Consider the following 25,642-nt stretch of genomic DNA (forward strand, 5'->3'; position numbering starts at 1 on the left):
TTAAAATTTGTTAAATTTACTTAATTTATTTGAATTAACAGCAAAGTCATCATTAATGACCAGTCAGTAATAAATGATAATTTCAAATAAAAACAAAATCACCAAAATAAAAATAATCAATATAAATCATGCTATTATGGAAAACAAAAAACGATAAAAATATATTTCGCTCTTATTGATAGGTAAATCTTATTTCAACAATCGATTAAACCAATGGTTATCATTGATAAAAATCAAGAACCATTTTGCTTTATTTATCCATCATAGTCCGGCTGTAGAATTATATTAACTAAAAATATTTAATTATATTTGACCGCAATCTTCCAAGGATAGTGTAATGAAAAAACTTACTCGCATTACGGTCGCTGTCATATTTTTGCTTTTACTCGGTTATTTTGGGTTATCGGGATATGTGTGGTACCACGATGATCAACGAAGACAAAATAATGACATTCAGACATCTAAAATTGCAGAAAATAATCAAGTCCTCCAATTCTTTGCCGAAAAAGGATGCGATTACTGTCACACGCCGTCAACTGACTTACCTGCTTATGCCTCATTTCCAATTGCTAAACAACTGATGGAGTACGATATTCAGCTGGGTTATAAGTCCTTTAACCTTGAAGCTGCTCGCGCTGCGTTAATTGCTGGGGAACCGGTTCCTCAAAGCGAATTGAATAAAATTGAGTGGGTGATGCAGAACCACACCATGCCACCAACACGCTATGTCGCACTGCACTGGGCCAGTAGCGTAAGTGACGAAGAACGCGATAAATTACTTGGTTGGATTGCGAAGCAACGCGCAGAGCATTATGCCACCGAAGACACCGCGGCGGAGCACCGCAACGAGCCAATCCAACCCATCCCAAAATCACTGGACGTAGATGATAAGAAAGTGGCATTAGGTTTCCGTCTGTACCATGACGCTCGCTTATCTGGGGATAGCACCATCTCTTGTGCTCACTGTCACGCGCTAAACGCAGGTGGTGTTGATGGTCGTAAAACCTCTATCGGTGTTGGCGGTGCCGTTGGTCCAATCAACGCACCCACTGTGTTCAACTCTGTGTTTAACGTCGAGCAATTCTGGGATGGTCGTGCTCCTGACTTACAAGCACAAGCCGGTGGCCCACCATTAAACCCAATCGAAATGGCGTCCAAATCATGGGATGAAATCATTGTAAAACTGGATAAAGACCCGGTATTAAAACAGGATTTCAATGCGGTTTACCCTGAAGGGTTTACAGGCGACAGCATCACGGATGCCATCGCGGAATTCGAAAAAACCTTAATCACCCCAGACTCACCATTCGATAATTGGTTACGTGGTGATAGCACTGCACTGACAGCGCAACAGTTGCATGGTTATCAATTATTTAAAGAGAATAAATGTGCGACCTGCCACGGCGGCGTGATCCTCGGTGGTCGTTCTTTCGAACCGCTAGGTTTGAAGAAAGACTATGAATTTGGTGAAGTCACAGCACAAGACATCGGCCGCATGAATGTCACCTCTGAGGAGCGCGATAAACTACGCCAAAAAGTGCCAACTCTGCGCAATGTTGAGTTAACCGCTCCGTATTTCCACCGTGGTGATGTGGCAACATTAGATGAAGCAGTCAAACTGATGTTACGTTATCAAGTGGGTAAAGAGTTACCACAAAAAGATGTCGACGATATTGTCGCCTTCCTGAAGAGTCTAACGGGTGTTTACACACCGTATGTCTCACAAAACGAAGCGAAACAATGATTGATTGAATAATCTTTGCATAGCACCGCGGGCTTAGGCTACGGTGCTATTTTATTTGCCTCCCCCCGCTATTTTTATTATATTTCGAGCTGTGCATCTGCCATGCATCCATCCGCGGAAAGAGCATTGCTCAGGCTAAATAGCAAAATACACTCATATTACGACCCCTGCCTCAATGCGGATACAGGTAATTAAGGAGCTCGTATGCCAAAACTTCCTGTTGATAACGGGTTAATCAACCTGAATTTTTTTCGTAAAAAAGCCAAAAAACTACTGCAACAAATGAAAGCGGGGCAGGCTTCAAAGCAACGTTTATTGTTTGAACAAGTTAATCCTCACGCAGATCTCACTTTAGCCTCTGCACAGTGGTTGGTTGCCAATGAACTTGGCTTTTCAAGTTGGCCAAAGCTAAAAGCCCATGTCGACACCGTTTCATTTGCGGCGAATAACCCAAACTTTATTGCTGATAACGAAAACCAAACGGTTCATTGGCGCTGTGGTCATGATATCGAACATAAACTACGGGTAGCGGGTTTTACTGGTACATTTGTCCCATTTACTGACCCATTTTGCCTTGGCCCCGTCCCTTCTCTGCCTTTTGAGCAGTATCGTTCACTACGGACTCATACACTTAGCCAATATTTTTCTATTCCACTTAAGGACATTTACCAGCAATTTGATCAGGAGTATCATGCTCTGTCTCAGCTAGCGGAGAGTGAAAAGGTCGTTTTCTGGTGTGAGGCGGACCCGTACGATCAACTGTTTTTAATTCGTGTTCTCGCAAGCCTCAACTCGAATCATCCTCCACTTGAACTGATTGATATAGCGAGCATTCCTGGTGTTAAGCGCTTTGTTGGCTTCGGTCAACTTTCGCCCGATATTTTACCTTGGCTCTGGGCGCAACGCAGAACTATCGGCCAGACAGAAATTGAAATTGCCAAACAGCTCTGGGCGGCATTTACCAATGAAAACCCAACCGATTTTGCCAAGCTTGCACGGCAGCGTTACGCCACCCTGCCACTGCTTGGGCCTGCATTATTCAGAATGCTACAAGAGTACCCCAATAACCAAACAGGGCTGTCCCTCACGGAATCCCTGACACTGCATTATCTTCGTGATAACCCCGGCGCTACCCTCGAAGATACGTTTAAGGCCCTTGTCGATCACCTTGAACCACTGCCATTTTTAGGGGATTTGATGTTTTATTGCCTACTCAAACCTTGCTTAATCGGTGCCTCACCACTATTAACATCAAACAACCAACAGCTCTCTTTTGAAAAACAACCTTTATCTCTCAGTAAGATAGGTGAAAACGTACTTAATGGTAGTGCTTATGCTCTCGACTATATTGAGGTAACGCGGTGGGTAGGCGGTGTCAGTTTTTCAGGGAAAAAGTCACATTGGACGATAGATAACGAGCAAGAATTGGTTTGGCGCTTGGTTTAACGGTACAAAAGAGAGAAAGCCAAAAATTTGGCTTGAGGTTGTTGACAAAGCAGGATAAAAGCGTGGTTTTTCCTGCTTTGTGTTATCAGCCGAAAATCAATGAGTTGATTTTCCTCGTCTATTTTCAAAACCAATCCAACCTGCAGTCAAACCTAATCGGTTTGTCAGCAGTCTGAAGCCAAATATTTGGCTTTCTTTTCAAGCATTACTCAGGTGCATTCCCTTTGTAATACACGGTTTTTTGCATAACGGGTAAAGATAATTGTTTTTGGATTCCAGATAGCGTTTCTTGCGTTAGCATCGCAAGCCCACGGTAAAAATTGCTGTTGGCTTTTGCGGCTAAAACATCAAGAAAATGCGCCGACCAAGGTAGCAAGTGCCTCGCGAGCAATTCCTCAAAGTCATTGCGCCTATCTTGCTCCGCTAGCCATGCGGCTAACATCAAAATCAAACCGATATGGTCTTCTGGCTCTTTTTGCGTTGTGGCAGGTTCAATACCTTTTGAACGCATCCATTGGCGCAGCTCAACGGTGGAATCCCCAAAAATAATATTTTCTTTATCTAACCACACAGAACCCCAAGGCGGTGCAGGTAAGGCATAGGGGCCGATGAATAACCGTTGCCATGCTTCATCAAGTGGCTCATTTTGTTTTGTTGAATCTGCAAATAATGCGTTAATTTCACTGAGTGACGCCAACGCAAATGGCCACTCTTCATGCCATGTCGGCTCTCGCAAAATCGCGATAAGCTCCGCGTTATTTTCACTATCTGGGGCAAAATAAAGTAAAGAACCCAAAACCCGCCCTGTTACTGCTACGTGTTCAAGAAATTGCGCATCATGCATATTGATTGTCTCTGCGTTTTCAACGTAGGGAAACCAGCTCCCTACGTTGAAATGTTTTACCGATTAGGCGACTGCCATTCCTACTGTCATATGTAGACCATAGAACAGCCCGCGTCCAATTAATTCACCGAACAACACCAATAATGTGCCGATAAACAAACTGATAACGGATGGTTGGTTTTGCTTCATTAGCGGTATAATCCATAACATCAAACCAAGGCTTGTTGCTACTAAACGAACCATTTGCAGCGTACCAAAATCGGGAACTAACGCACTCGCGCTTTGCACTGACGTTGCTATCAGCGCAATTTTACCACTTTGCACCAACACTGATGCAATCGTAACCACATACGCCACAATGCTAATCAGTGCCAGTCGTCCACTGTGACAAGGGAACTTCGCGATACGTAATAACAGCGTGCCGAGTATAGGCCCCACCACAAAGGCCGTCATAAAGAAGCCAATCGTGGTATGTGGCGTGTTCCATGTCGGTACGGTGCTTATCATATAGACACGTGTCATGGCCCAGACAAATAACATCCCCATCGCCATCGTAACCAGCAACCAAATTTTGCCGAGTCCTTCAGGCATTTTTTTCAGCGCCGCCAGCAGCCACCATAAGCCCCCTAATGCAAAAAAGAGGGAGCCAAACAGCACTTCATTACTGAGTGACGATGAAAAAACACGGTTCATTGAGTTGAACGCACGTAGCGGCGAGCCCATATGCATCATGGAAGCCAAGAACCCTAGGCCCATCAGCACCCACAAAGCCAGCATCGCATTCACAATACGTTGCTTTTGTGTTTTATCATCTGTCGATAACCACGCAAGTCCCGTGACAATCAATGCGCCCGCAATACTTTGCCCTAATACCGTAAACAGGATCAGCGGCCATTCGTGTAATCCGTTGCCCATCTTATACCTCCCTTGGGTTAGCTAAGTGGCCCGTGGTATCGTTCACTGGGCGGCTATTGGCATTCGGCTTAATGACAATATTCGGTTTGGTATAATGCGCTTCTGGCAATGGCGCGATTTCTGCCAATGTGCCATAGGTTTTACGTAGCTCTTCGATTGGGCCAAAATCCAGCGCACGTAGCGGGCAAGATTCGGCACAAATCGGTTTTTTCCCTTCTGCGACACGCTCATAACAGCCGTCGCATTTTGTCATGTGCCCTTTTTCGGCATTAAACTGTGGCGCACCATATGGGCAAGCCATGTGGCAGTAACGGCAACCGATGCAAACACTTTCATCCACCACCACAAAACCGTCTTCACGCTTATGCATTGCGCCACTTGGGCACACTTTGACACACGCAGGGTCTTCACAGTGGTTGCACGAAATTGACAGATAATAGCTGAACACATTTTGGTGCCAGACGCCGTTATCTTCTTGCCAGTCACCGCCTGTGTACTCGTAAATACGCCTAAAATTCACTTCAGGAGATAAATTTTTGTAGTCTTTGCATGCTAATTCGCACGTTTTACACCCCGTACAACGGGCTGAATCAATATAAAAACCATATTGTGTTGTCATGATTTATCCCCTCCCTATACCCGAGCTACTTCAACAAGATTACTATGCTGCGGATTGCCTTTGGCCAGCGGCGACGGGCGCTGCGTGGTTAAAACGTTAAGGCTTCCCCCATGGTCTATCTTGTTTTCATCTGGCGCATACCACGCTCCTTCCCCCATCGCAACAACACCTGGGATGATCCGTGGCGTCACTTTGGCATTGATATGAACTTCACCACGGTCATTGAAAATACGCACCATATCGCCATTTTTGATGTTGCGACGTGCGGCATCAATCGGGTTGATCCACATTTCTTGCAGGCAAGCGGCTTTAATCACATCGACGTTGCCATACGTAGAGTGAACGCGGGATTTATAATGGAAGCCACTTAATTGCAGTGGATATTGCTCGGTCAGTTTGTCCTCATGGCTTTCAAAGCCCGGGGAATACATCGGGATAGCCGAAATTAAGTCCCCCTCTTCAAGGGTCCATGTTTTGGCGATATCCGCTAAGCGGTCAGAGTAAATCTCAATTTTACCGGACGGGGTATTTAATGGGTTCGCTATTGGGTCTTCGCGGAACGCTTTGTGTGCCACGACGTGCCCTTGCGGGTTCATTTTTTTGTAAATCCCTTGCTGCTGGAAAGTTTCAAAATCAGGTAACTCGGGCAGTTTTTCCCTTGAAACTTCATATAAATGGCGTAACCACTCTTCTTGCGTACGTCCTTCTGTGAACTTATCTTCAATCCCCATACGGCGGGCAATTTGCGTACACATTTCGTATACAGTTTTACTTTCAAAGCGTGGCTCAATGGCTTGGCTGGCAAAAATCACATAACCCATGTTACTGGCAGCACCATCAAGGCAGAAATCCATTTGCTCAGAAGCCGTGCAATCAGGCAGAAGAATATCTGCATATTTTGCTGATGAGGTCATGTGGTTATCAATCACCACAATCATTTCGCATTTTTTATCATCCTGAAGAATATCATGGGTCTTATTGATATCAGAGTGCTGGTTAATCAAGCTGTTACTGGCGTAGTTCCAAATAAATTTAATTGGCACATCCAGTTTGTCTTTACCACGAACCCCATCGTGGGTTGCTGTCATTTCAGGGCCGCGTTCAATGGCATCAGTCCATAAGAATACGGAAATGCTGGTTTTTACTGGGTTCTCAAGGGTTGGCATCCGCTCAAAGGGGATATCGTAATTTCCTTCACGCGCTCCTGTGTTACCTCCGCTAATCCCCACGTTTCCTGTTAAAATCGGTAACATGGCAATCGCACGAGCAGTTTGCTCGCCGTTTGAATGGCGCTGTGGCCCCCAGCCTTGGCTAATATAAGCTGGCTTCGCACTACCGATTTCTCGCGCGAGTTTGATAATTTTATCAGCTGGAATACCGGTAATTTTTGCTGCCCATTGAGGCGTTTTTTCAATGCCATCATCCCCTTGCCCTAAAATATAGGCTTTGTAATGGCTATTTTTTGGTGCATTCGCAGGGAGCGTTTTTTCGTCATATCCAACGCAATATTTGTCTAAGAATGGTTGATCAACCAAATCCTCCGTGATCAACACATGGGCAAGCCCCGCCACTAATGCGGCATCAGTCCCCGGACGAATTGGGATCCACTCATCCTCGCGCCCCGCGGCGGTGTCAGTATAACGAGGGTCGATAACAATCATTCGTGCATTGGAACGCTCACGCGCTTGCTCTAATTGGTAAGTGATCCCCCCGCCGCTCATTCGCGTCTCCGCAGGGTTATTTCCGAACAAGACTACCAATCTAGAATTTTCGATATCAGAAACGCTGTTACCCGCGCCACTGCCGTAGGTATACGGCATTGCGCAGCTAATTTGTGCTGTACTGTATGTACCGTAATGGTTTAAATACCCACCGGTGCAGTTCATTAAACGTGCAATTGGCGAGTTCGCAGGCGGCCATGAACGCGCAACTGTGCCGCCCAATGTCCCTGTCCCATAATTTAAATAGACCGCTTCATTGCCGTAATCTTTAATAATACGTTTAAGGTTACCGCTAATGAGGTCGTAGGCTTCTTCCCAGCTGATCTGCTTAAATTTCCCCTCACCACGCGCACCAACACGCAACATTGGGTATTTCAAACGGTCAGGATTATACACACGGCGGCGCATAGAACGGCCACGCAAGCAGGCTTTGACTTGGTGCTTATCACCATACACGTCATCCCCCGTATTATCGGTTTCAACGTATTTGATTTCGCCATCCACCACATGCATACGCAGCGGGCAGCGGCTTCCGCAGTTAACGGTACACGCACTCCAGACAATTTTTTCTTCCGGGGTTGGCGCCACTTCATTGGCATTGGCGACATTGCTAAAAGGTAAACTTAATGCACCGCTAGCAAGCGCAAGCCCACCCACAGTACTGGTTTGCATTAGTTTTCGACGGCTGATCTCCGATTGGAGTAACCCATCAGATAATGCTTTATCCATATCTGCCTCACTTAACATTGCTTCTTAAAGTTATAAAATAATTTTTGAAATTTATTTTTGGTATTTTCACTTCTCTGATTTCAATCGTTATTTTATAGCGGGCATATAGATGGGTATTGTGCGTGATCAATAATGTACGACAAAAGTAAGAAAGATAAACTTGAATTAAAACTTAACATTAAATGTTTTTGTTTCAACAAGTTAAATATAAACTGTATTTTTTAAATTTAGTGCATTACAAATCAGAGTTTATCACTAGATAAACAATCACATTATTCCAATGTGGCCAATTTATTCGATACATTATTCCTGTGCTTTAAAATTTAAATAACTACCAACAGTTGTTTTTCTAATATGGTTTTTTATTGAGAGAATGGTCTTAAGCTATTTAATCTAGCTAACTTAGCAGGGCAAAAAAAGAAAAAATTGTAAATTAAAATTTATACTCCGTATGTTGGAATTTAAAAAATCGGGGTGTTAATTCAATTACCTTTTTAAATAAATCATCATAATACCCTATTTATTTTAGATATTAATATTATATAAAAATAATTTCTAGCCCCTCTTATTTTTGTAACCGTCTAAAATGGTTAAAGATAATTTATTAATTCTAATCAGTATACTAGTGTTGGTTCAACGACTGGATTTGTTAATTTTATGGGCATCACCTATGCGAGTTTAGCAAGCAAATAGCCTATTTTCCCTCACATTTAAAGGCAGGCTAAAAAATCATTTTGCAGAGACAAAATTTTAGTTAATTAGGCTTTGATTGCTGAGTTAGTAGACAATAAATGAATTTTTATTCTAACCATAGAATAAAATCATTATATTTATCTAAAAACTAATGTGTTAGGTTGTGTAATTTAGATATGATTGGCTTTTTCTGACTAAAATGGGAAACGCTCATGTCCACTCGTAAATATTTAACTCCCCAAGAAATATCTCGACTTTTAGCTGCTTGCCGTTTGTCTCGACACCCCGAGCGTAATTCTTGCTTAATTTATATGAGCTTTATACATGGCTTGAGGGCAAGCGAAGCCCTATCGCTAAAACTATCTGATCTTAACTTAGAAAGTAAAGAGCTATATGTGCATCGTTTAAAGAATGGCTTTTCAGTGAATCATCCACTTATTGATGAAGAAATTCCACTTATTAAAGCTTGGTTAAATGTAAGGCGTACATGGAAAGGAGAAGAAAGTCAGTGGCTTTTTTTATCAGAAAGAGGGACAGCCATGACTCGTCAGCGCTTTTATCAACTGTTTTCACGACTCGGCGAGTTAGCTAAACTGACTTTAGGTATTCATCCTCATATGTTAAGGCATGCATGCGGTTATGCATTAGCGGATAGAGGTACAGATACGCGTTTAATTCAGGATTATTTAGGACATACCAATATACAACACACTGTACGATATACGGCAAGTAATCCAGCAAGATTCCGAGGGGTATGGTGAACAAAAACCGACTAAAAGAGTTGTCAAAATGCACCAAATTGACAAACGTAATGAATTAGGTGCATCTTAAGTTAAATGAAAATACTCGTCAAATACGTAGCGTGTAAATAACGCTATGTATATATTACTAAAATCAAGCGAGCTCCATTATTAAAAATCATTGAATTTGTTAATTTTTTCACTTTTTAAAACCCTTCATAACTCTCCGCTCTTACACACTGTAATGTTTTGAAATATTTACCTTGAATCATTTGACCAATTATTCCTTAAATAAAGAATTAAATGAAAAATAAAAATCAATATTGGATATATTATTCTAGACAAGCATTACTATTGTCAATTTGGTGCATTTTGACAACAGTTAAACAACCGTTAATAGGTGACTCATTTATTTCACGGAGAGAATTTTATGCAATCTAACTTATCTCCTAAGGAAATTGTTGGGAGCAATATACTTAGAACCCGTCGAGCAAAAGGGTTAAGTGGTTCTGATCTAGCTGATTTACTTTTATGCTCACAACAACATGTGTCACGTATTGAGCGTGGAGTTATTCGGCTGCATTTAGAACAAATTCAGCAAATTGCTAGCTCGCTTGATGTCGATATTAATTATTTATTAGATGGCGTTGGGTTTCAAAATAGCTCAATAAATTATATCCATAATATGGAGTGTTATTTTAAATCTGAAGGGTTATTTTCCCTATCTAGCCAATTTCTAAAATAGGATTGACATTATGTTTAAAATTACAAAAACACAAAAAGTTAATATTATTGTTGGAAAAAAAATAAAAAAATATAGAAAAGAGATGAAATTAACCGCCGAGGAGTTAGGACGATATATTGGTGTAAGCCAACAACAAATTTCTCGTTATGAATTAGGGACAAACCATATAAACATTGATTTTTTGGCTCAGTTTTCAGAGTTATTTAAGGTACCGATTCAAGTTTTTTTAACAGACGACTAAATATATTTTTTTGATTTTTACTATTAATTAATAATTCGATTTATTTTTAGGATTTGATTTTTTAATCAAGTCCTCGGTTTTTGCTTTTTCCAGTTCATTGCAAATAGAGTGTCTGCAATGAGCAATGAAAACTGACACTCATACTTTATTTAACAAAAACATAGGACTTTATATTCATGAAAATGAAATCTATTGCAATGGCAACTTTTATGGCTCTAGGATTAGCTTCTGCAGCAAATGCTGCTGATCAAGGCCACGGTAAAGTAACGTTTAAAGGCGCTATTATCGATGCTCCATGCTCAATCTCTCCTAAATCAAGCGACCAAACTGTTGAATTAGGCCAAATTTCTAACATGGCATTAGTTGATGGTGGTAAATCAACTCCACGTCCATTTGAAATCGCTTTAGAAAACTGTGACATCACTAAACTGACTAAAGGCGTTCAATTAACCTTTAGTGGTGCAGCTGCATCTTTCGATAATACAAATAAAACATTAGGTATTGTTGGTACTGGTGCTGGTGCTGGTGTTCAGATCACTAATGGTAGCGGTAATGTGGTGACTTTAGGAACAGCTGCACCATTCCAACAAATTCAAAATGGTAATAACACCCTGAATTTCGCAGCTTACTTAAAAGGTAATGGTGGCGATATCAGTACGATCACTGCCGGTGACTTTAGCTCAGTAGCGGATTTCACTCTGTCTTACGAGTAATTCATCCTGAGCCAACAAAATTCATTTGTTGGCTCATTTCGACTGAATTGAGTGTAAGAGAGGAAGCAATGAATAATTCGATAACCTTTGGAATGTTTTCATTGATCTTAAGTTTAAGCCTGTTAACCGCGGCATCGACTGCAAAGGCTCAAGGCTCAGTGAATATGAATGGAAGCATTATTGAAACAGCATGTGCTATTGATGTCGGCAGCCGTGATCAAACTATTGATATGGGAAGTATTGCACTGACTCAAATTCGCCGTGATGGGCAAGGACCTGCTCGCCCTTTTGTTATCCGATTAGTGAATTGTGTTCTTGAACGCCAAAATCCTGATAAGCCGAATTGGCAATACTTTCGTATAACATTTGATGGTTCCCATGATAGGGGGTTATTTGGTGTTAACGGACAAGCTCAAGGTGTTGGATTACAAATTCAACGTGAGGGGGATGGTGAAATTGCCATACCAGGCCAAGGAATGTCCGTAAATTTACTGACGGCAGGAACAAAAGATCTCACCTATCGGCTGCGATTGGTGGCAAATAATCGCCCATTAGCATCAGGTCAATACCACAGTCAACTACGTTTCAAACTGGATTATGAATAGTCGGTTCCTCTCATAAATGAAGATCGCCTTTAACAGGTGAGCTTCACGAGCGAAATGACATTACGGATAAAAGAACGCAAAAGAAGGTCGAGATGATGACCCTGAATTTCATTCACACGCCTGTGTTACGGATAACTCGGCCTTGCAGATTAGGGCTTTTAGTCGCATTGGCTATTAGCTTTGGTGGTCACGCATCCGATATTAAATTTAATATGGATATGCTAGACGTCAATGATCGTAGCAATATTGATTTAAGCCAATTTTCGCGCCCAGGTTACCTCATGCCTGGTGAATACAGTTTTACGGTTTTCTTAAACAAACAAAGCATGCCGGAAGAAACTGTCTTTTATTATGCACCTAAAGATGAATCGGATGAGAGCCTCCCTTGCCTGAGTCCCACTTTAGTTGAAAAGTTCGGTATCAAGCCTGAATTGATGTCAACATTAAAGTGGTGGCACGATGGACAGTGTTTATCTCTTGAAAGCCTACCAGGAACTGAGGTTAAAGCCGATCTTGCGACTTCTGCTATGTATATCAGTCTGCCGCAAGCCTACCTCGAATATACCGCTGAGAATTGGGATCCTCCAGCTCGCTGGGAAGAAGGGTTACCTGGCGCACTGTTTGATTACAACCTCAATGCCCAAGTCGGACAACAAACTCGTTCAGGACAACAAACCAACTACAGTACCAGCGGTAATGGTGTTGCTGGTGTTAACTTGGGAGCTTGGCGTGCTCGTGCAGACTGGCAAATGCGTATTGATAAGCAACAAGGACAAAGCACGACTACGTCTTTAGATTGGACTCGCTATTATGTCTACCGAGCCATCAAATCATTAGGCGCAAAACTCACCTTAGGTGAAGATTATCTAACCTCTGATATTTTTGATAGCTTCAGATTTACAGGGCTTAGCTTGGTTACGGATACCAATATGCTACCGCCTAATCTACGTGGGTATGCTCCAGAAATTACTGGGGTAGCAAAAAGCAATGCAACCGTCATCGTAAGCCAACAAGGACGAATTATTTATCAAACTCAAGTTGCTGCAGGCCCATTTCGTATCCAAGACTTGAACGATGCATTAGCTGGGCAAATCGATGTTGAAGTTAAAGAACAAGATGGCTCAACACAGAGCTTTACGGTAAATACTGCAAGTGTTCCGTATTTAACACGACCTGGACAACTGCGCTACAAATTAGCCGCTGGACGCCCAACAAATTGGCGTCACCATGTGAGCGGCGATACGTTTGCAAGCGGTGAGTTCTCTTGGGGAGTTAACAACGGCTGGTCACTCTATGGTGGTGGAATTGGCGCGGAAAACTATGCATCAGCGGCTATTGGGGTTGGTCGCGACTTAATGGTATTTGGCGCATTATCATTCGATATCACTCATGCTCGAGCGCATTTAACTAATTTAAGTGATGTGGGAAATAAAACGTATCGCGGTAGTTCATACCGCTTAAGTTACTCAAAACGTTTTGATACTTATAACAGCCAAGTGACATTTGCGGGATATCGATTCTCTGAACAAGGCTTTATGAGTATGTCTGAGTATTTGGATGCTCAGGAAACGGGTGCTCGTCAATACAATAGCAAAGAAATGTATACCATTTCTTATAACCAGCAATTTTCAGAGTTAGGGCTCAGCGCATTTATCAACTATTACCACCAAACCTATTGGGATCAGCCAGATAATGACCGCTACAGCATTTCATTAGCGCGTTATTTTGATATTGGTAAATGGAAAAACCTTAGCCTCAACTTGACTGCGTATCGAAATCGTTATCGTGAAAGTAATGATGATGGTGTATATGCCTCGCTCACAGTGCCTTGGGGAGAAAAAAGCTCTGTTAGCTACAACAGTAGCTGGGATAAAAATGATAACTCACAGCGTGTGAATTACTACAGCACTATCGATGAAAGAAATAATTACCAACTAAGTACGGGGTGGGCACGTTCAGGTGCACTCGTGAGTGGCTATTACACCCATCAAGGAGATTTAGCACAGCTCAATGCAAATGCAACTTACCAACAAGATCGTTATCGGTCAGCGGGATTCTCTTTACAAGGTGGCTTCACTGCAACGGAAAAAGGTGCAGTACTACATCGTAGCAGCCAAATTGGCGGTACTCGCATATTTGTTGATACCGATGGTGTACCTAATATCCCATTACGTGGTTATGGATCTATTGTACGTACCAACCGCTTTGGACAGGCAGTTATTAGTGATGTGAATAGCTATTACCGTAATCAAGTTAGTGTTGATTTGAATGCATTGCCAGATGAAGCGCAAGTCTCCCAATCGATAAAGCAAGGTACTTTGACCGAAGGAGCGATTGGCTACCGTCAATTTGATGTTGTCGCTGGAAGCAGTGCAATGGCGTTGTTAAGGCTGTCGGACAATAGCACACCGCCTTTCGGAGCAATTATCTTAAACGGTCGTGGCCAGCAGGTCGGTATGGTGGGTGATGATGGAAATGCTTATCTCACGGGTTTAAATGCAAAAGACACCTTGCAAGTCCGCTGGGATGACCAAGTGCAGTGTGAAATAACACTCCCTGATACCTTGCCTGAAGATGAATATTTGCAGGCAAGCTGGTTATTACCGTGCCACAACCCAGGAACAAAAGCAGCATCGCCAGCAACCATAAAGACGCAATCAGCCAGCCGTGCATTAGACGCTGTGCCGAAGGCATCAGAACTCGTTGTGCCCGTTATTGAAAAAACAGTTCCAAAGGAATCAAGTCGTTGGTTACAAAAATAATAAAAATGATGGTATGCAAAAACGGTGAGTTCTCCTTAACCCTAGAAGATAACAATATGATGAATAACATGATGAAAAATAAAATGATGAATAAAAAAAATGCCCATAGAGCAGCATTTGCATTGGTTGGAGTTGTATTAACTTCAGCAACGCTATCTTCTGCTCAAGCGGCGGTTGCATTAGACAGAACTCGAGCGATTATTACGGGAGATGAAAAATCGATCAGTTTAAATATTAGCAATGAAAACAAACAATTACCTTATCTCGCGCAAGGTTGGGTGGAGAATGAAAAAGGTGAAAAAATAAGTGACCCATTTACGGTATTACCACCAGTACAGCGTATTGAGCCTGGTGCAAAAAGCCAAATAAAAATCCAAGCTCTGCCAAGTGCCGCTTCGCTACCGCAAGATAGAGAATCAGTGTATTACTTTAATTTGCGAGAGATCCCACCGAAAAGTGATAAGCCCAATACACTGCAATTGGCATTACAGACACGTATCAAATTGTTTTACCGGCCGAAATCAATTATTCCAACACGTGAACAAATGGATAACCCATGGCAAGAAAAAGTGACTCTTACGCGCCAAGGTAACCAATATACGATTAACAACCCAACCGCATATTACGTTTCTTTTGTCGATGCAGTACCAAGTAAAAATGGACAAACAGTCACCGGTTTTGAGCCAGTAATGGTGGAACCAAAGAGCAGTAAAGTACTAAACGTCAGTGCAGATACATTAGGCAATAAACCTGTGCTGACCTATATCAATGATTATGGTGGCCGCCCAACACTGTCATTTACATGTCAGGGAAATAACTGCCATGTGGTGCCTGAAAAAAAATAGACTGATTTGAAATGCGTGATGAAATAGCAGGAGAATATCATGACAAACACAAGCAGGATGCTCCGTTATGTGGGCTTAGGAAGTTTAGTGCTGAGTTTATTCAGCAACGTGGCGGCGGGAACAGCCCTAAATAAAGTTGATAGCTGGGATGTCGACGGCTCACATGGCACGCTATATGTTCATGGAGCCTTGACGGAGAGTGCTTGTCGCTTAGCAATGTCATCAGCATACCAAACGGTTAATTTGGGGACTGTGGGAACAGGGCAGCTTCAGCTTATAGGGCAAACAGGTAACCCAGTTGCGATTGAACTACGTTTAGAAGATTGTCTAAGCGGTGAAAGCCGTAGCCGCACTATGCAGGGAAATCTTTTGTGGAGCCAGCAAATGCCAGCAATGAAGATTCGCTTTTTGGCTCCTATAGATATTCAAGACGCTCGCTTGGCTGCGGTTGCAGGTGTTCAAGGGATTGGTCTGCAATTAAGTGATGCTACGCGTTCACTAATTAACTTAGGTGAATACAGCACACCACAGCTGGTTTCACCTGGACAAAATCAATTAACTTACTATGTGACACCAGTTCGTACCTCTGCTCAACTAAATGCTGGGGCTTATCAGGCGTTAATTAGATTTCAGGTAAGTTATGAATAGGGGCATGGAGATGAGAGGAGCTTATTTTCTTACGATATGCTTTAAAACGCTAGTCCTAGCAGGAGTGTTTCTCTTCGGCGCACTGATTTTACTAAGTTTTTCTCACAAAGCTATCGCTGCTAATTTAACCACGAATATTCAAATTCGTGTAACAGTATATGGTGAGCCAGAATGTACTCTTGGCGGTGCAACAACGACTTCTGTAGATTTTGGCGATATACATCAGGCTAGAATCGATGGCACTTATGGTCGCTCACCCATCAATTACAATTTGGTATGTAATGGCTTATATAAGAATGCATTAAAGATGACGCTGAGGTGGACGGATAGACAAATCAATGGCGAATCATCAGTAACAACGAATCTTACCAATTTAGGTATCGCTATTTACCGTGATGGGACTCGGTTGAGTAATGGTGCAACACTCAATTTTAATTATGGGAATTCGCCTGCTTTATATGCCGTCCCCGTTAAACCTACAGGGGTAAATTTAACATCAGGTGGTGATTTTACTGGCAATCTTACGATGGTATTGGATTACCAATAGGATGATATCAATGAAATTATTCCGTTATCTTCTCTCGGTCTGCATGATGCTTAGCCTATTTAGCCAAAGCCAAGCAGCAACACTTGGTATCCAACTAAAAGGTCGATTATTGGTGACACCGCCCGAGTGCATTTTGAATAACAACCAACAAGAAACTATACATTTTGGCGATATATTGCTCCCGCGTATCGATGGAGTTCAATACAAGCGCACTGTACCGATGAGACTCAGCTGCACAAATCTAGTGAAAAACGCTATAAAGCTCACGCTTGTCGGTGATGGAACATCATTTAATAGCAATGGCGCATTGAAAACGAGTAACCCAAAACTAGGGCTTTCTTTTTATGTGAACAATGCTAAGCAAGTTATTAACCAGCCCTTCAATGTGTTATATACAGCGCTGCCAACCTTAGAAGTTGCTCCGGTAAAAAATAGTGACGCCAATTTTACGAATACTGATGGCGGATTTTTTACAGCGCTGGCAACACTGAAAATTGAATATCAGTGAGAATGATTATGTGGAATAACAATCAAATTAAGCATTGGATGGCAGGATTTATAATGGTGATGTCCATATCTTCAGCGCAGGCAAATTGGGCATTTGATGGCACGTTAATTATTCCCCCTGTATGTCAATTAAGCCATGACGACCCTATCAAAGTTTCATTTGGTAAAGTTGGTGTACGAAAAGTCAATGGTACCGCTTTCAAGCAACCTATTCCCTTTCAACTAGATTGTGTTGGCGATATGGCTCAACCGTGGGATATCAGCTTAATATTCGGAGGAACACCCGCAGGGAATGGATTTGATAATGCGACATTAAGAACGGTGACACCGTTGAATAATGGCAAATTAGGAATTCAAATTCAGAAAAATGGACAACCCCAACCATTGAATGAAGCTTTTTTGATTAATGCAGCTTCTCTGCCATCCCTTTCAGCGGTTCCGGTTATGCGTTCGGGAAGCGAACTCGTCGGGGATAATTTTACTGCATCAGGCACGTTAACCATTATTTTTGAATAGGAGGCGGCTGTCATCACTATGAATATTAAACGTAATATGAGCTTTGCCTTTGGCTTATGGTTTTTGGGTACCACCATGGCCTTTTCTGCAAATGTGGAATTTGATGGCACGTTGATTGAGGATGCTTGTGATGTTTATCCTGGCGACGAATCTATTGAATTAGATTTCGGCACAATAGTTGATAAATACCTGTATCTGAATACTCAAACAAATAGCCAACCTTTTACCATTCGATTAATTAATTGCGATTTAGCATTAGGCCATGAAGTAAAAGTCACATTTATTGGCGCAGAAAGTTCGGCTTTGCCTGGTTTGCTAGCGCTAGATGCAGGAAGTCAAGCATCCGGAGTGGCAGTTGGTATTGAAAGTATTTCTGGCACAGCTATCAAAATTAATAGTGGTAGTTATACCCAAGGGTTGTATACCGGAAATAATAATGACCTAAGATTTCAAGCGTATGTAAGGGCTGAGCCAATTCCATTGCAAAATAAATCAATTGTGCTCGGTACATGGGCTGCAAGCGCCACGTTCAAATTAGATTATGAGTAAATCATTATGTCTGCTAAAAAAATAAAAATACATGGGATATTAAATACAGGTCGTTTGAGTATTTTATTATTAATCATCGCACTAACGTCTCTATTTCCATCTCGTCCTGCCAATGCAATCGCATATGTAATGCCTGTGAGCATGACCTCTGGAGCCTGGCCCCGCGTTGAGATGGACATTCTCTCTTGGAGTGAAGCAAGTGGCGTTACTAACCCTTGTTATGGGTCAACAGAATGCTGGATAGGCCCTGATGTTTTGTACGCATCTGGTGCACCGTCATTGAGTGGATCTTGCTTAGATTATGGTAACTGTATTCGAATTAACCAATATCGAACAGCAGAAGAAGTTGCTGCTGCTTTCCGTAGTGCAAAAGGTATCCCTTATCGTGCATCATTTGTCATTGATAGCCCAAATGCAACTTGTATTGGATTATTCTATGTTAACCATAGACCAACTGCGGGTGTTAGGAATGCAATCCAGTGGCCTGGTAGTGTCTGCGGTAAAATTCCACCTACAAATCAAACATGCAGTATTTCTTTACCTTCCTTTGTTGATCACGGGGCAATTAGCAACACAAGCCTAAATGGTAAGACAAATTCAGTTTCTGGCAATATCGCCTGTACACAAGCTACAAATATCAATTTATTTGCTCGTTCAACAACAGGTGAGCGTTATGTATATTTAAATTCGACGCCTAACTTTTATTCAAATCCATTAATTAACAATCAAAGTGGTTGGAATGGCGCCAATATGAATATTTCTGGAAATAATGCGTCGAATCCATTTACATTTACGTCTGAATTACATGCATCCGGAACGGTAACCCCTGGATATTACACTGGTAATGCTGTAGTCATCATTGCATTTAATTAGTTAATCAAAACCTTAAAACGCAACCATTCACCAACTTGATATAAAAACAGCGTATTCCACTTCAAATACGCTGTTTTTATCAAAAAAAATTTAGTCACCTTCATTCCAGCGATATATTTATAGATTTAGCTTTTCAAGACTAATAAAAATCGCCAAAACTGTAATCAACTTATTATTGTTCTCTACAAATTTCATTCTTCATTTTTATTATTGAATTATATATTCTCATTAGTTGCTTTTACTGCATCTAAAGTAATAAAACCTTATATATCTGATGTCGGTTTAGTCAGATTGAAACCCACAAAATTTAAAACAATGATATTTACCCCAAAAAACGAATTAGACCACAAAAAACTAAAACGGACAAATCTAGAAGACTGAAAATGCGAGAAGAAACTTGTAGACACTGGGTTTTAGATACAACGTCTCTTGATATTTTTATGGTGCGAAGGCCGGACTCGATTTTTATATGCAATACATTGTTTTTATTTGGTATAAATTTACAGAGAATTTTTTGTATACTTAAATGTATACTCAGTGGTTTAAGGTTTGAAAAATGAGTTACTTAATTCCATTACTGCCTTAAATAAACCGTCATCATAATACCACCTTTATTCTGTATATTGGAAACAATTCAAAAAAACAGTTGAGCACAAGACAACTTAGCTCCGAACAAAAATATGTTTATTATTAATGTGATGCTAGCTGAGTAGCTAGCATCTTCAACCTCTTTTCAATAGTATTTTACTAAAATATGCCTCTTCTATTTAATCGTATTTTAAGAAACACTAGTCTTTTGACATTCCGATACTTTTAAGAGATTTTTTATCAAATGGAATACAGTTCTTCGCTAATTCCTTTAATTCATCACTCACTTTTTCATCTTCTTTTTTATCAAAAAAATAATTAGACAGGCTATTCCCATAAGACGTGACTATATTTTTTGGGCATACTAAATTAGTTTCCCCAAATGAATACATAGATATACCCTCAATAGTAAATCTATTGCTGTCTTTTATAGCCCGTTTGTTCCATAAGTCTAATTCAAACAATTCTTCAGGGTATTCATTTTCATTCACAATATATGTTTTGGGACTCTCATTCTTTATACCTGAAAATTTCATTGTTGCATTTATAATTATAGAAGGAACAGATGGAACCAGAATTGAGATAATGACAATGAATAAAATCAAACATCCTGAAATAGAAGTAATAATTGAAAACCAACCTTTTTCATTCATACTTCTAAAATAGATAAAACATGGAACAACAGAGTTAATGATAATGAATTCAAAAATAAAAAATAAATATACTAATTGTATCCAAGTACTCTCACCATTAGATTTAAGACCTTTTGTTACCAAATAAAAAGATAATGAATAAAAAGTCAATATTAACAAAAGCATAAATGGAAATACCACATATATTTCTATTTTCTTCCATATAGCTTTCGATGATTTTTTGAATGATAAATCTTGACTTACTATTTTTTTAAGTCCTCTATAATAAAGAGTCCATCCTGTAAAAATCAAAACAAAAAGTAAAAACAAATTGAGATGAAAGCTATAATAGTCATTACTGAAAAACAACGAAACTATAAAAAACAGATTAGCTACTGTTGCTATTACAAGAAAAATCCTCACATAATTCAACCTAACTTCATTATATTTTAATATATACTCATCATCTTTATTTAAAAACATAATTATATTAATAGATGGCAACATGAATATGAGCATTATTGAAAAAAATGAAATAACAAGAAAAAATGCAATAATGAAAAGATTTTCGGTAGAAATTATTGAATTTAAAAATAAATCTAGCCATCCTATTTTATTCAAGTAAAACCAATTTGCCATCAATGCCAAAAAGGATATAAATGTAGATGATGTTAGAAACAATGTAATTACTTTCTGATAACGCTTCATACTAGCTCCTATAAAAAATAAAATTTTGATCCTTTATAAAAATAGTCTACCCCAATGAGCTTGTAGGATAGACTATTTAGTAATAATCTAATATTAATTCACGTCTCTTAAAACTCCAGTCAAGATATTCGAAAACACTCATACATCTTTTCTGTCATTACCCACAGCGCCTTATTCAACTTGATATCCCCATCAATACCATTCACCGAACGAGTACGAGCACGCTTGCCTTTAGCATTTTTACCAGATAACCCACCTTTAATTAAATTCTCCTGCAAACGTTGATATACCATCCACAGATCATCTTTCTTATCCTCCCAGCGACGGGGCTGTAATACTTGTTCCTCGGTAATAGGTTGATGTTCCTCACCAAAACGATATGTCAGAGCCGCTTGTGCCAAAGCTTGCTGTGCTGATGGTGGTAACATGAGAGATTGCATTTGTTCACGCTTTTCAGCCACCGAATCAAAGGTTTCCAATACTTCATAAGCCCCTTCAATCACCTTGCCTACCACATCGCCTTTGTGCGGTACACGCACTTCACCAAACGTATCTCCACAAACTAAACCATTTTGGCATACTGATCTAAATAGCCCCGGCAACATTTGATAGCAACAAGATCCATCATGGCTATTTAAAAGAATAATTTCAGGTACTTGTATACCAGTGATTTGGTCATGCCGTCTGAGTCGTAACATGTGCTTAGTATGCTCTCGGCGACTGGTATCACGTACACGAGTCTGACAAGCAAAGAACGGGTAGAAGCCTTCTTTTTGAAGGCTATCCAATAAAGTAATGGTTGGTATGTAAGTATAACGTTCACTTCTTGATTCATGTTTTTCTTCTGAGAAAACACTGGGTACAGTACGGAACAGTTCTTCAATCGTTAATGGGCGGTCGCGACGAATACTATTCGCCGCACCAAAGCGGGAAGCTAAACGAGTCATAATGAATTTCCTTGAAAATAAAGTCGATAGGTAAAACAGAAAGAGTGAATTAAGTAGAATTTAATCGATTAGATGGAAAATGGCTGAACTTTCAGAATGTTGGATAGCGTAGTCACGAAGCTGATAGAAACGCTCTACGAGGGTGTCACTTTCCGTTTGAAATGACCATAAGCTGTACATCATCAAACATACAGCAATGCCCGCTGCTTCACAGCTAACGTTCTCTTCATTGACATTATGCGGATTGAATAGCGTAAGCTCCTCTTGATTTAAATCGGGATAAATAAAAGTGCCGCCATTAGATAAAGTGCAATATTCCCAATACCCGCCGTGGTAATCCTCACAAAACTGGCCCATGGTGGTAAAAATCACCACTTCAAAGTTTGAAAAGCCTTTAACGTTGCCAAAATGGGTGTGCCAGAAATCTGCGCGTTGGTGGTTGGGAACTGATGTCATTGCGATTGTGTCAGTATTCATAAAAATAACCTTGATATTATTGATATTGAAGGGAATAAAAAACGGCAGACTTAGCTGTCTGCCGTGTGTCTGTTGATATAACAAATGGCGAGTAAATCGAAGGGGCTAGTGTGCTTTAAAGAAGGTATTCAGCAGTTTATCCAGTGCTCCGCCGAGCAAATCAGCACAGACCAATATTGTGCCTAACCGTGCTGCCTGTATTTCTTCGTCTGAATACTGCCCCGTTTGAGCCATTTTTTCGGCAATGGTTTGTTGTGCATATTTTGTGACGTAGACCAATGACACAACACTGGCGGTGGTGGCCATGAGTTTTAAAATTGACATGTTTTTCCTTAACGAAAAAAGCCAACCGTGAGGCTGGCTTAATGTAAATTAATAATGAATGGTACGTTATTGTGGACCTGACCAACCGTCACTCTTTAAGCTCAAGAAGGAATCACATCGGGCTTCTCCCACCTTACAGATGCGGGTAGCAACAGACTTCGGGGGCCACTTTTGATTACCGGTATATTCCAAGCCGTTATTATCGGCACAGACAATTTTTAACCAATTTGCTGCTGCACCTTGATTGTAATAAATACTGCTGACACAGGTCATGGCGGTGGGGGCGGGTTTATCTTTAGTTTGTTGGTAAGAGCCATAAGGGTAAAGCTCACCGTGTGGATAAATGGGGTAGTAAGGGCGATTGGATTTATCATTTAACGCCTTTAACGTTTTGCCATAAGCCGGTGTGAGGTAGTAGGTGTAGCGGTCGGGTTGAATTTCCCCGCGTAACGGGACGGCCTGAGCAGCTGTACTGACGGCGAGGGTCAGTAACAGACTGGATAATAGGGAATATTTGAGTGTATTTTTCAATTTGAATAATGCCTTTAGTCATGTTGTAAATGAAGATGTTGATAGAGCAACCTTGCCACAGATGCGAAACTTACATATGGTCAACACAGTCTTGATAGTCGGTATCGGCGAGTGCCTCAGCGAGGCCTTTTGCCGAGAAGGGTTCGGAATCAATGGGTAAGGATGTAAATTGTAAAGTGTCGGTGTCTTTCGTTTGCTTAAGCGCATGGAATAAGGCTTTATCGGGTCCAACCGTATTTTCAAATGCGCTAGGGAAAAAATCATACGCGGTATCGTTGATACGCAGCTGCATGCCTTGAACGAAATAATCAGAGCCCACGGGCTCCGTAAAATCCGGCGTTTTCAGGTGGACACGAAACGCTTTATTCGTGCAGGTTAACGTGAGGGTTTCACCTGCTTCATTTTGCGTGTTAAGCTCCCAAGCCATCGCGGTACTGCCATACCAATCGCCCCACTCTTCATCTAAAATCAGACTGTGAGCAGCAGGCGATAAAAAGAGCAAGGTACTGGTGATAAAGGGCACTCCCCACTTAAGTGGGGAAGGGCGTGTTTTTAATCGATGCGTCATTGTGTCTCCTTGATGATTAAGTTTGATGGGGATGCAATATCCCCTTGATGTATTGAAAGTGGGGTAAAGCCTGTATAAAAGCACGCTCCGTCATGCGTTGTAACAAGGCAGTGTCCGGCTTAAAGTGCCGCGCACTGAGCCCCACATCACGCAGGTGTAACAACTCAACCGCATGAATAAGGCCATTCATCACGCCGCAGACATACCAATGCCCATTAAAATAGGTGAGCTTATACGGTGCGACCCAATGAGTGGTTTTTCCCCCAATCTCATAATGAATAAACCGGTTATCCAAAATAGCTTGCGTGATTAAAGCAAAACCGCCATATACCGACGGTAAGGCTTTAGGCGGTGCGTGATAGACCACATACGGGGAGCCTTGCGCGTGCCGACTCAGTAATAACGACAGCAATTTGCGGTCAAGTACCGGAAAAAGCGGTGTAATATCCGTAATCTGGGCAAACTGCAAAATATCACTGTCGGTGCGTAAGGCGGATTGTCCGCCTGCTAGGCGATAGCCTTCCTCCTGTTGTTCAATGTCCAAATAGACCAAACGTTCATGAAAATCCCGCTGTATGGTGCGCAGGGATACATTAAATTCAGCCGCTAATACTCGGGGTGATAAAGTTTCTCCTTTAAATAAATGGGTCAGGATATACGCCAGCCGATGAACTAATCGGTCATGGCGAGGTGACGGTTGTGCCATATTCGGTTTCCTACCAGCGATAACACAAAAGGGCTTAAGCGTTGGCTTAGGCCGGTGAAAGGGACTTTTGGCGCAAATACGCGACAATGATGCAAGCGGGTATCGTGACGCGGTACGCGGGACCGGCAATGTCGGCAATGAGCCATGCCGAGGTGAGGGTTATTCCAATAGGGCCTGCTAAGAAGGACAACGCACGATTTGCTGCAAACAGGGTGCCCCACGTTGCTACGCCACCAAGCAGCTCGATGATACTCATGGCAGCGACCGTGGCAATTTCGAGTGCCGCGAATCCGGAAGTGCGAACAGCAGCTTGTAAGGCTATCATGACCAATTGCGGAGTGGGATTGGTGAGATTCAGTTGTAAATCGTGAGCAAGGGTACGGAGCTCTTCTTCACTGAGCTTATCTAAGCTTTTCTCCATCACCGTCATTAACAGGTTCATTTCCAGCGTTTCAATGTCGCTTTTGGGATTAAAGTTAACCTTCAGCTTTTTACAGACATCAAGCAGTATTTCACGGTATAACACGCCTTTATTGCCGCGTACGGCACTGACTAAACTGTTGGCTCCAAAGGTTTGCAGCTCAGCACAAATGTCTGTCCAATAACGCTGATGATTAGGGTAATAGAGTTGGTATTCCGGTTTACGGGTTAAACGCTCACTCCAGCGTTTTTTACCGTCTTTATGGTCATGCGTCAGAACGGAAACTAAAAGGCTTAAGTCGTCATTATTGCAGTGGGCAATAAAAGCTAAATCAGGGTCAATACGGTATTTAGGCATAATGTTGGTTCCAATGAATTAAGGAGCCAACAGCGTAACAAACCGACCGGACAGGGTATGTCGCGTAAAAAATTATTTTCAGAGAAAACTATAAATAGTAAGGTCAAAGTGTGTCAGAACTAAAAATAATCTCTTTCACCATTAAGAAAATAGGTAAAGATAATCATTTGAATTGCATATTCAATACTGTGATATAGAAGCGAAAAATAATGGAATAAAATGAATGCTTACCAAGACTGATAATGAACTAACCCACATAAAGAATAATAAGTCTTGCATTCAAATCAATGAATGCAAAAACTAAATCACTGGAATATTTTATAGGATATCTTTATCTTTATCTTTATCTTTATCTTTATCTTTATCTTTATCTTTATCTTT

General features: G+C 41.2%; 27 protein-coding genes. 15 read left to right on the forward strand and 12 right to left on the reverse strand.

Annotated features, from left to right (window positions below):
- The first annotated feature begins 337 nt into the window (after positions 1 to 337).
- Both ABWP91_RS07540 and ABWP91_RS07545 read left to right on the forward strand, forming a co-directional pair.
- A complete protein-coding gene (locus tag ABWP91_RS07540; RefSeq protein WP_353242743.1) occupies positions 338 to 1,744 on the forward strand; it encodes a cytochrome c peroxidase in 1,407 nt (468 codons plus the stop codon).
- 204 nt (positions 1,745 to 1,948) lie between these two features.
- On the forward strand, positions 1,949 to 3,190 hold the full coding sequence (locus ABWP91_RS07545) for a DUF1835 domain-containing protein (RefSeq protein ID WP_353242744.1): 1,242 nt from the start codon (positions 1,949 to 1,951) through the stop codon (positions 3,188 to 3,190).
- A 205-nt stretch (positions 3,191 to 3,395) separates the two neighbouring features.
- On the opposite strand, the gene dmsD is transcribed toward ABWP91_RS07545, so the two are convergent.
- The 4 genes from dmsD to ABWP91_RS07565 all read right to left on the reverse strand — a co-directional run bounded on the left by dmsD (position 3,396) and on the right by ABWP91_RS07565 (position 8,018).
- Positions 3,396 to 4,034, reverse strand: coding sequence for a Tat proofreading chaperone DmsD (gene dmsD, locus ABWP91_RS07550; RefSeq protein ID WP_353242745.1), 639 nt, complete (start codon positions 4,032 to 4,034; stop codon positions 3,396 to 3,398).
- A gap of 63 nt (positions 4,035 to 4,097) precedes the next feature.
- Positions 4,098 to 4,949 carry a DmsC/YnfH family molybdoenzyme membrane anchor subunit gene (locus ABWP91_RS07555; RefSeq protein ID WP_353242746.1) on the reverse strand — a complete coding sequence of 284 codons (852 nt, stop codon included), beginning with the start codon at positions 4,947 to 4,949 and terminating at the stop codon, positions 4,098 to 4,100.
- Position 4,950: 1 nt separating this feature from the next.
- Positions 4,951 to 5,568 (reverse strand): DMSO/selenate family reductase complex B subunit, encoded by a 618-nt coding sequence (locus tag ABWP91_RS07560; protein WP_206083314.1) that lies wholly within the window; start codon positions 5,566 to 5,568, stop codon positions 4,951 to 4,953.
- Positions 5,569 to 5,582: 14 nt separating this feature from the next.
- Entirely contained in the window at positions 5,583 to 8,018 is a 2,436-nt protein-coding gene (locus ABWP91_RS07565) for a DMSO/selenate family reductase complex A subunit (RefSeq protein WP_353242747.1), read from the reverse strand.
- Between the two features lie 905 nt (positions 8,019 to 8,923).
- On the opposite strand from ABWP91_RS07565, the gene ABWP91_RS07570 reads away from it, so the two are divergent.
- The 13 genes from ABWP91_RS07570 to ABWP91_RS07630 all read left to right on the forward strand — a co-directional run bounded on the left by ABWP91_RS07570 (position 8,924) and on the right by ABWP91_RS07630 (position 19,002).
- On the forward strand, positions 8,924 to 9,472 hold the full coding sequence (locus tag ABWP91_RS07570; protein ID WP_353242748.1) for a tyrosine-type DNA invertase: 549 nt from the start codon (positions 8,924 to 8,926) through the stop codon (positions 9,470 to 9,472).
- A 409-nt stretch (positions 9,473 to 9,881) separates the two neighbouring features.
- Entirely contained in the window at positions 9,882 to 10,196 is a 315-nt protein-coding gene (locus ABWP91_RS07575) for a helix-turn-helix domain-containing protein (protein WP_353242749.1), read from the forward strand.
- Between the two features lie 10 nt (positions 10,197 to 10,206).
- Positions 10,207 to 10,437 (forward strand): helix-turn-helix domain-containing protein, encoded by a 231-nt coding sequence (locus ABWP91_RS07580; RefSeq protein WP_353242750.1) that lies wholly within the window; start codon positions 10,207 to 10,209, stop codon positions 10,435 to 10,437.
- A gap of 176 nt (positions 10,438 to 10,613) precedes the next feature.
- Positions 10,614 to 11,150, forward strand: a complete 537-nt coding sequence (locus ABWP91_RS07585; protein ID WP_068438926.1) for a fimbrial protein — start codon at positions 10,614 to 10,616, stop codon at positions 11,148 to 11,150.
- A gap of 68 nt (positions 11,151 to 11,218) precedes the next feature.
- Positions 11,219 to 11,755, forward strand: coding sequence for a fimbrial protein (locus ABWP91_RS07590; RefSeq protein WP_353242751.1), 537 nt, complete (start codon positions 11,219 to 11,221; stop codon positions 11,753 to 11,755).
- 92 nt (positions 11,756 to 11,847) lie between these two features.
- Complete coding sequence (locus tag ABWP91_RS07595; protein ID WP_353242752.1) at positions 11,848 to 14,517, forward strand: outer membrane usher protein; 2,670 nt, start codon at positions 11,848 to 11,850, stop codon at positions 14,515 to 14,517.
- Between the two features lie 56 nt (positions 14,518 to 14,573).
- The gene (locus ABWP91_RS07600; RefSeq protein WP_502935793.1) at positions 14,574 to 15,362 is read left to right on the forward strand and encodes a fimbria/pilus periplasmic chaperone; all 789 of its coding nucleotides are present in this window, start codon (positions 14,574 to 14,576) and stop codon (positions 15,360 to 15,362) included.
- 39 nt (positions 15,363 to 15,401) lie between these two features.
- Positions 15,402 to 16,010, forward strand: a complete 609-nt coding sequence (locus tag ABWP91_RS07605; protein ID WP_353242754.1) for a fimbrial protein — start codon at positions 15,402 to 15,404, stop codon at positions 16,008 to 16,010.
- 10 nt (positions 16,011 to 16,020) lie between these two features.
- Complete coding sequence (locus ABWP91_RS07610) at positions 16,021 to 16,557, forward strand: fimbrial protein (RefSeq protein ID WP_353242755.1); 537 nt, start codon at positions 16,021 to 16,023, stop codon at positions 16,555 to 16,557.
- 10 nt (positions 16,558 to 16,567) lie between these two features.
- On the forward strand, positions 16,568 to 17,065 hold the full coding sequence (locus ABWP91_RS07615) for a fimbrial protein (RefSeq protein ID WP_353242756.1): 498 nt from the start codon (positions 16,568 to 16,570) through the stop codon (positions 17,063 to 17,065).
- Between the two features lie 2 nt (positions 17,066 to 17,067).
- Positions 17,068 to 17,580: a fimbrial protein gene (locus tag ABWP91_RS07620; protein WP_154627316.1), complete on the forward strand. Its 513-nt coding sequence runs from the start codon at positions 17,068 to 17,070 to the stop codon at positions 17,578 to 17,580.
- Positions 17,581 to 17,598: 18 nt separating this feature from the next.
- Positions 17,599 to 18,129, forward strand: a complete 531-nt coding sequence (locus ABWP91_RS07625; protein ID WP_353242757.1) for a fimbrial protein — start codon at positions 17,599 to 17,601, stop codon at positions 18,127 to 18,129.
- Between the two features lie 54 nt (positions 18,130 to 18,183).
- The gene (locus ABWP91_RS07630; protein ID WP_265494963.1) at positions 18,184 to 19,002 is read left to right on the forward strand and encodes an MrpH family fimbial adhesin; all 819 of its coding nucleotides are present in this window, start codon (positions 18,184 to 18,186) and stop codon (positions 19,000 to 19,002) included.
- Positions 19,003 to 19,790: 788 nt separating this feature from the next.
- Here ABWP91_RS07630 and ABWP91_RS07635 read toward each other — a convergent pair.
- The 8 genes from ABWP91_RS07635 to ABWP91_RS07670 form a co-directional block, all read right to left on the reverse strand.
- Positions 19,791 to 20,930 (reverse strand): hypothetical protein, encoded by a 1,140-nt coding sequence (locus ABWP91_RS07635; protein ID WP_353242758.1) that lies wholly within the window; start codon positions 20,928 to 20,930, stop codon positions 19,791 to 19,793.
- A 119-nt stretch (positions 20,931 to 21,049) separates the two neighbouring features.
- A complete protein-coding gene (locus tag ABWP91_RS07640; RefSeq protein WP_353242759.1) occupies positions 21,050 to 21,877 on the reverse strand; it encodes a DUF932 domain-containing protein in 828 nt (275 codons plus the stop codon).
- Positions 21,878 to 21,937: 60 nt separating this feature from the next.
- On the reverse strand, positions 21,938 to 22,354 hold the full coding sequence (locus ABWP91_RS07645; RefSeq protein WP_353242760.1) for an antirestriction protein: 417 nt from the start codon (positions 22,352 to 22,354) through the stop codon (positions 21,938 to 21,940).
- 105 nt (positions 22,355 to 22,459) lie between these two features.
- A complete protein-coding gene (locus tag ABWP91_RS07650; RefSeq protein ID WP_353242761.1) occupies positions 22,460 to 22,678 on the reverse strand; it encodes a hypothetical protein in 219 nt (72 codons plus the stop codon).
- Between the two features lie 66 nt (positions 22,679 to 22,744).
- Positions 22,745 to 23,209 (reverse strand): hypothetical protein, encoded by a 465-nt coding sequence (locus tag ABWP91_RS07655; protein ID WP_353242762.1) that lies wholly within the window; start codon positions 23,207 to 23,209, stop codon positions 22,745 to 22,747.
- A gap of 70 nt (positions 23,210 to 23,279) precedes the next feature.
- Complete coding sequence (locus tag ABWP91_RS07660; protein WP_353242763.1) at positions 23,280 to 23,777, reverse strand: hypothetical protein; 498 nt, start codon at positions 23,775 to 23,777, stop codon at positions 23,280 to 23,282.
- A gap of 16 nt (positions 23,778 to 23,793) precedes the next feature.
- Positions 23,794 to 24,483, reverse strand: coding sequence for a helix-turn-helix transcriptional regulator (locus tag ABWP91_RS07665; protein WP_068908291.1), 690 nt, complete (start codon positions 24,481 to 24,483; stop codon positions 23,794 to 23,796).
- A gap of 46 nt (positions 24,484 to 24,529) precedes the next feature.
- On the reverse strand, positions 24,530 to 25,261 hold the full coding sequence (locus ABWP91_RS07670; RefSeq protein ID WP_353242764.1) for a YaaW family protein: 732 nt from the start codon (positions 25,259 to 25,261) through the stop codon (positions 24,530 to 24,532).
- Positions 25,262 to 25,642 lie beyond the last annotated feature (381 nt).

It is taken from the genome of Providencia sp. (genome assembly GCF_040396775.1).
GTDB lineage: Bacteria > Pseudomonadota > Gammaproteobacteria > Enterobacterales > Enterobacteriaceae > Providencia.

What these genes read in the sequence shown, in the direction of transcription:
- ABWP91_RS07540 (WP_353242743.1), top strand. Translation starts at nt 338, where the DNA reads ATGAAAAAACTTACTCGCATTACGGTCGCTGTCATATTTTTGCTTTTA.
- ABWP91_RS07545 (WP_353242744.1), top strand. Translation starts at nt 1,949, where the DNA reads ATGCCAAAACTTCCTGTTGATAACGGGTTAATCAACCTGAATTTTTTT.
- dmsD (WP_353242745.1), bottom strand. Translation starts at nt 4,034, where the DNA reads ATGCATGATGCGCAATTTCTTGAACACGTAGCAGTAACAGGGCGGGTT.
- ABWP91_RS07555 (WP_353242746.1), bottom strand. Translation starts at nt 4,949, where the DNA reads ATGGGCAACGGATTACACGAATGGCCGCTGATCCTGTTTACGGTATTA.
- ABWP91_RS07560 (WP_206083314.1), bottom strand. Translation starts at nt 5,568, where the DNA reads ATGACAACACAATATGGTTTTTATATTGATTCAGCCCGTTGTACGGGG.
- ABWP91_RS07565 (WP_353242747.1), bottom strand. Translation starts at nt 8,018, where the DNA reads ATGGATAAAGCATTATCTGATGGGTTACTCCAATCGGAGATCAGCCGT.
- ABWP91_RS07570 (WP_353242748.1), top strand. Translation starts at nt 8,924, where the DNA reads ATGTCCACTCGTAAATATTTAACTCCCCAAGAAATATCTCGACTTTTA.
- ABWP91_RS07575 (WP_353242749.1), top strand. Translation starts at nt 9,882, where the DNA reads ATGCAATCTAACTTATCTCCTAAGGAAATTGTTGGGAGCAATATACTT.
- ABWP91_RS07580 (WP_353242750.1), top strand. Translation starts at nt 10,207, where the DNA reads ATGTTTAAAATTACAAAAACACAAAAAGTTAATATTATTGTTGGAAAA.
- ABWP91_RS07585 (WP_068438926.1), top strand. Translation starts at nt 10,614, where the DNA reads ATGAAAATGAAATCTATTGCAATGGCAACTTTTATGGCTCTAGGATTA.
- ABWP91_RS07590 (WP_353242751.1), top strand. Translation starts at nt 11,219, where the DNA reads ATGAATAATTCGATAACCTTTGGAATGTTTTCATTGATCTTAAGTTTA.
- ABWP91_RS07595 (WP_353242752.1), top strand. Translation starts at nt 11,848, where the DNA reads ATGATGACCCTGAATTTCATTCACACGCCTGTGTTACGGATAACTCGG.
- ABWP91_RS07600 (WP_502935793.1), top strand. Translation starts at nt 14,574, where the DNA reads ATGATGAATAACATGATGAAAAATAAAATGATGAATAAAAAAAATGCC.
- ABWP91_RS07605 (WP_353242754.1), top strand. Translation starts at nt 15,402, where the DNA reads ATGACAAACACAAGCAGGATGCTCCGTTATGTGGGCTTAGGAAGTTTA.
- ABWP91_RS07610 (WP_353242755.1), top strand. Translation starts at nt 16,021, where the DNA reads ATGAGAGGAGCTTATTTTCTTACGATATGCTTTAAAACGCTAGTCCTA.
- ABWP91_RS07615 (WP_353242756.1), top strand. Translation starts at nt 16,568, where the DNA reads ATGAAATTATTCCGTTATCTTCTCTCGGTCTGCATGATGCTTAGCCTA.
- ABWP91_RS07620 (WP_154627316.1), top strand. Translation starts at nt 17,068, where the DNA reads ATGATTATGTGGAATAACAATCAAATTAAGCATTGGATGGCAGGATTT.
- ABWP91_RS07625 (WP_353242757.1), top strand. Translation starts at nt 17,599, where the DNA reads ATGAATATTAAACGTAATATGAGCTTTGCCTTTGGCTTATGGTTTTTG.
- ABWP91_RS07635 (WP_353242758.1), bottom strand. Translation starts at nt 20,930, where the DNA reads ATGAAGCGTTATCAGAAAGTAATTACATTGTTTCTAACATCATCTACA.
- ABWP91_RS07640 (WP_353242759.1), bottom strand. Translation starts at nt 21,877, where the DNA reads ATGACTCGTTTAGCTTCCCGCTTTGGTGCGGCGAATAGTATTCGTCGC.
- ABWP91_RS07645 (WP_353242760.1), bottom strand. Translation starts at nt 22,354, where the DNA reads ATGAATACTGACACAATCGCAATGACATCAGTTCCCAACCACCAACGC.
- ABWP91_RS07650 (WP_353242761.1), bottom strand. Translation starts at nt 22,678, where the DNA reads ATGTCAATTTTAAAACTCATGGCCACCACCGCCAGTGTTGTGTCATTG.
- ABWP91_RS07660 (WP_353242763.1), bottom strand. Translation starts at nt 23,777, where the DNA reads ATGACGCATCGATTAAAAACACGCCCTTCCCCACTTAAGTGGGGAGTG.
- ABWP91_RS07665 (WP_068908291.1), bottom strand. Translation starts at nt 24,483, where the DNA reads ATGGCACAACCGTCACCTCGCCATGACCGATTAGTTCATCGGCTGGCG.
- ABWP91_RS07670 (WP_353242764.1), bottom strand. Translation starts at nt 25,261, where the DNA reads ATGCCTAAATACCGTATTGACCCTGATTTAGCTTTTATTGCCCACTGC.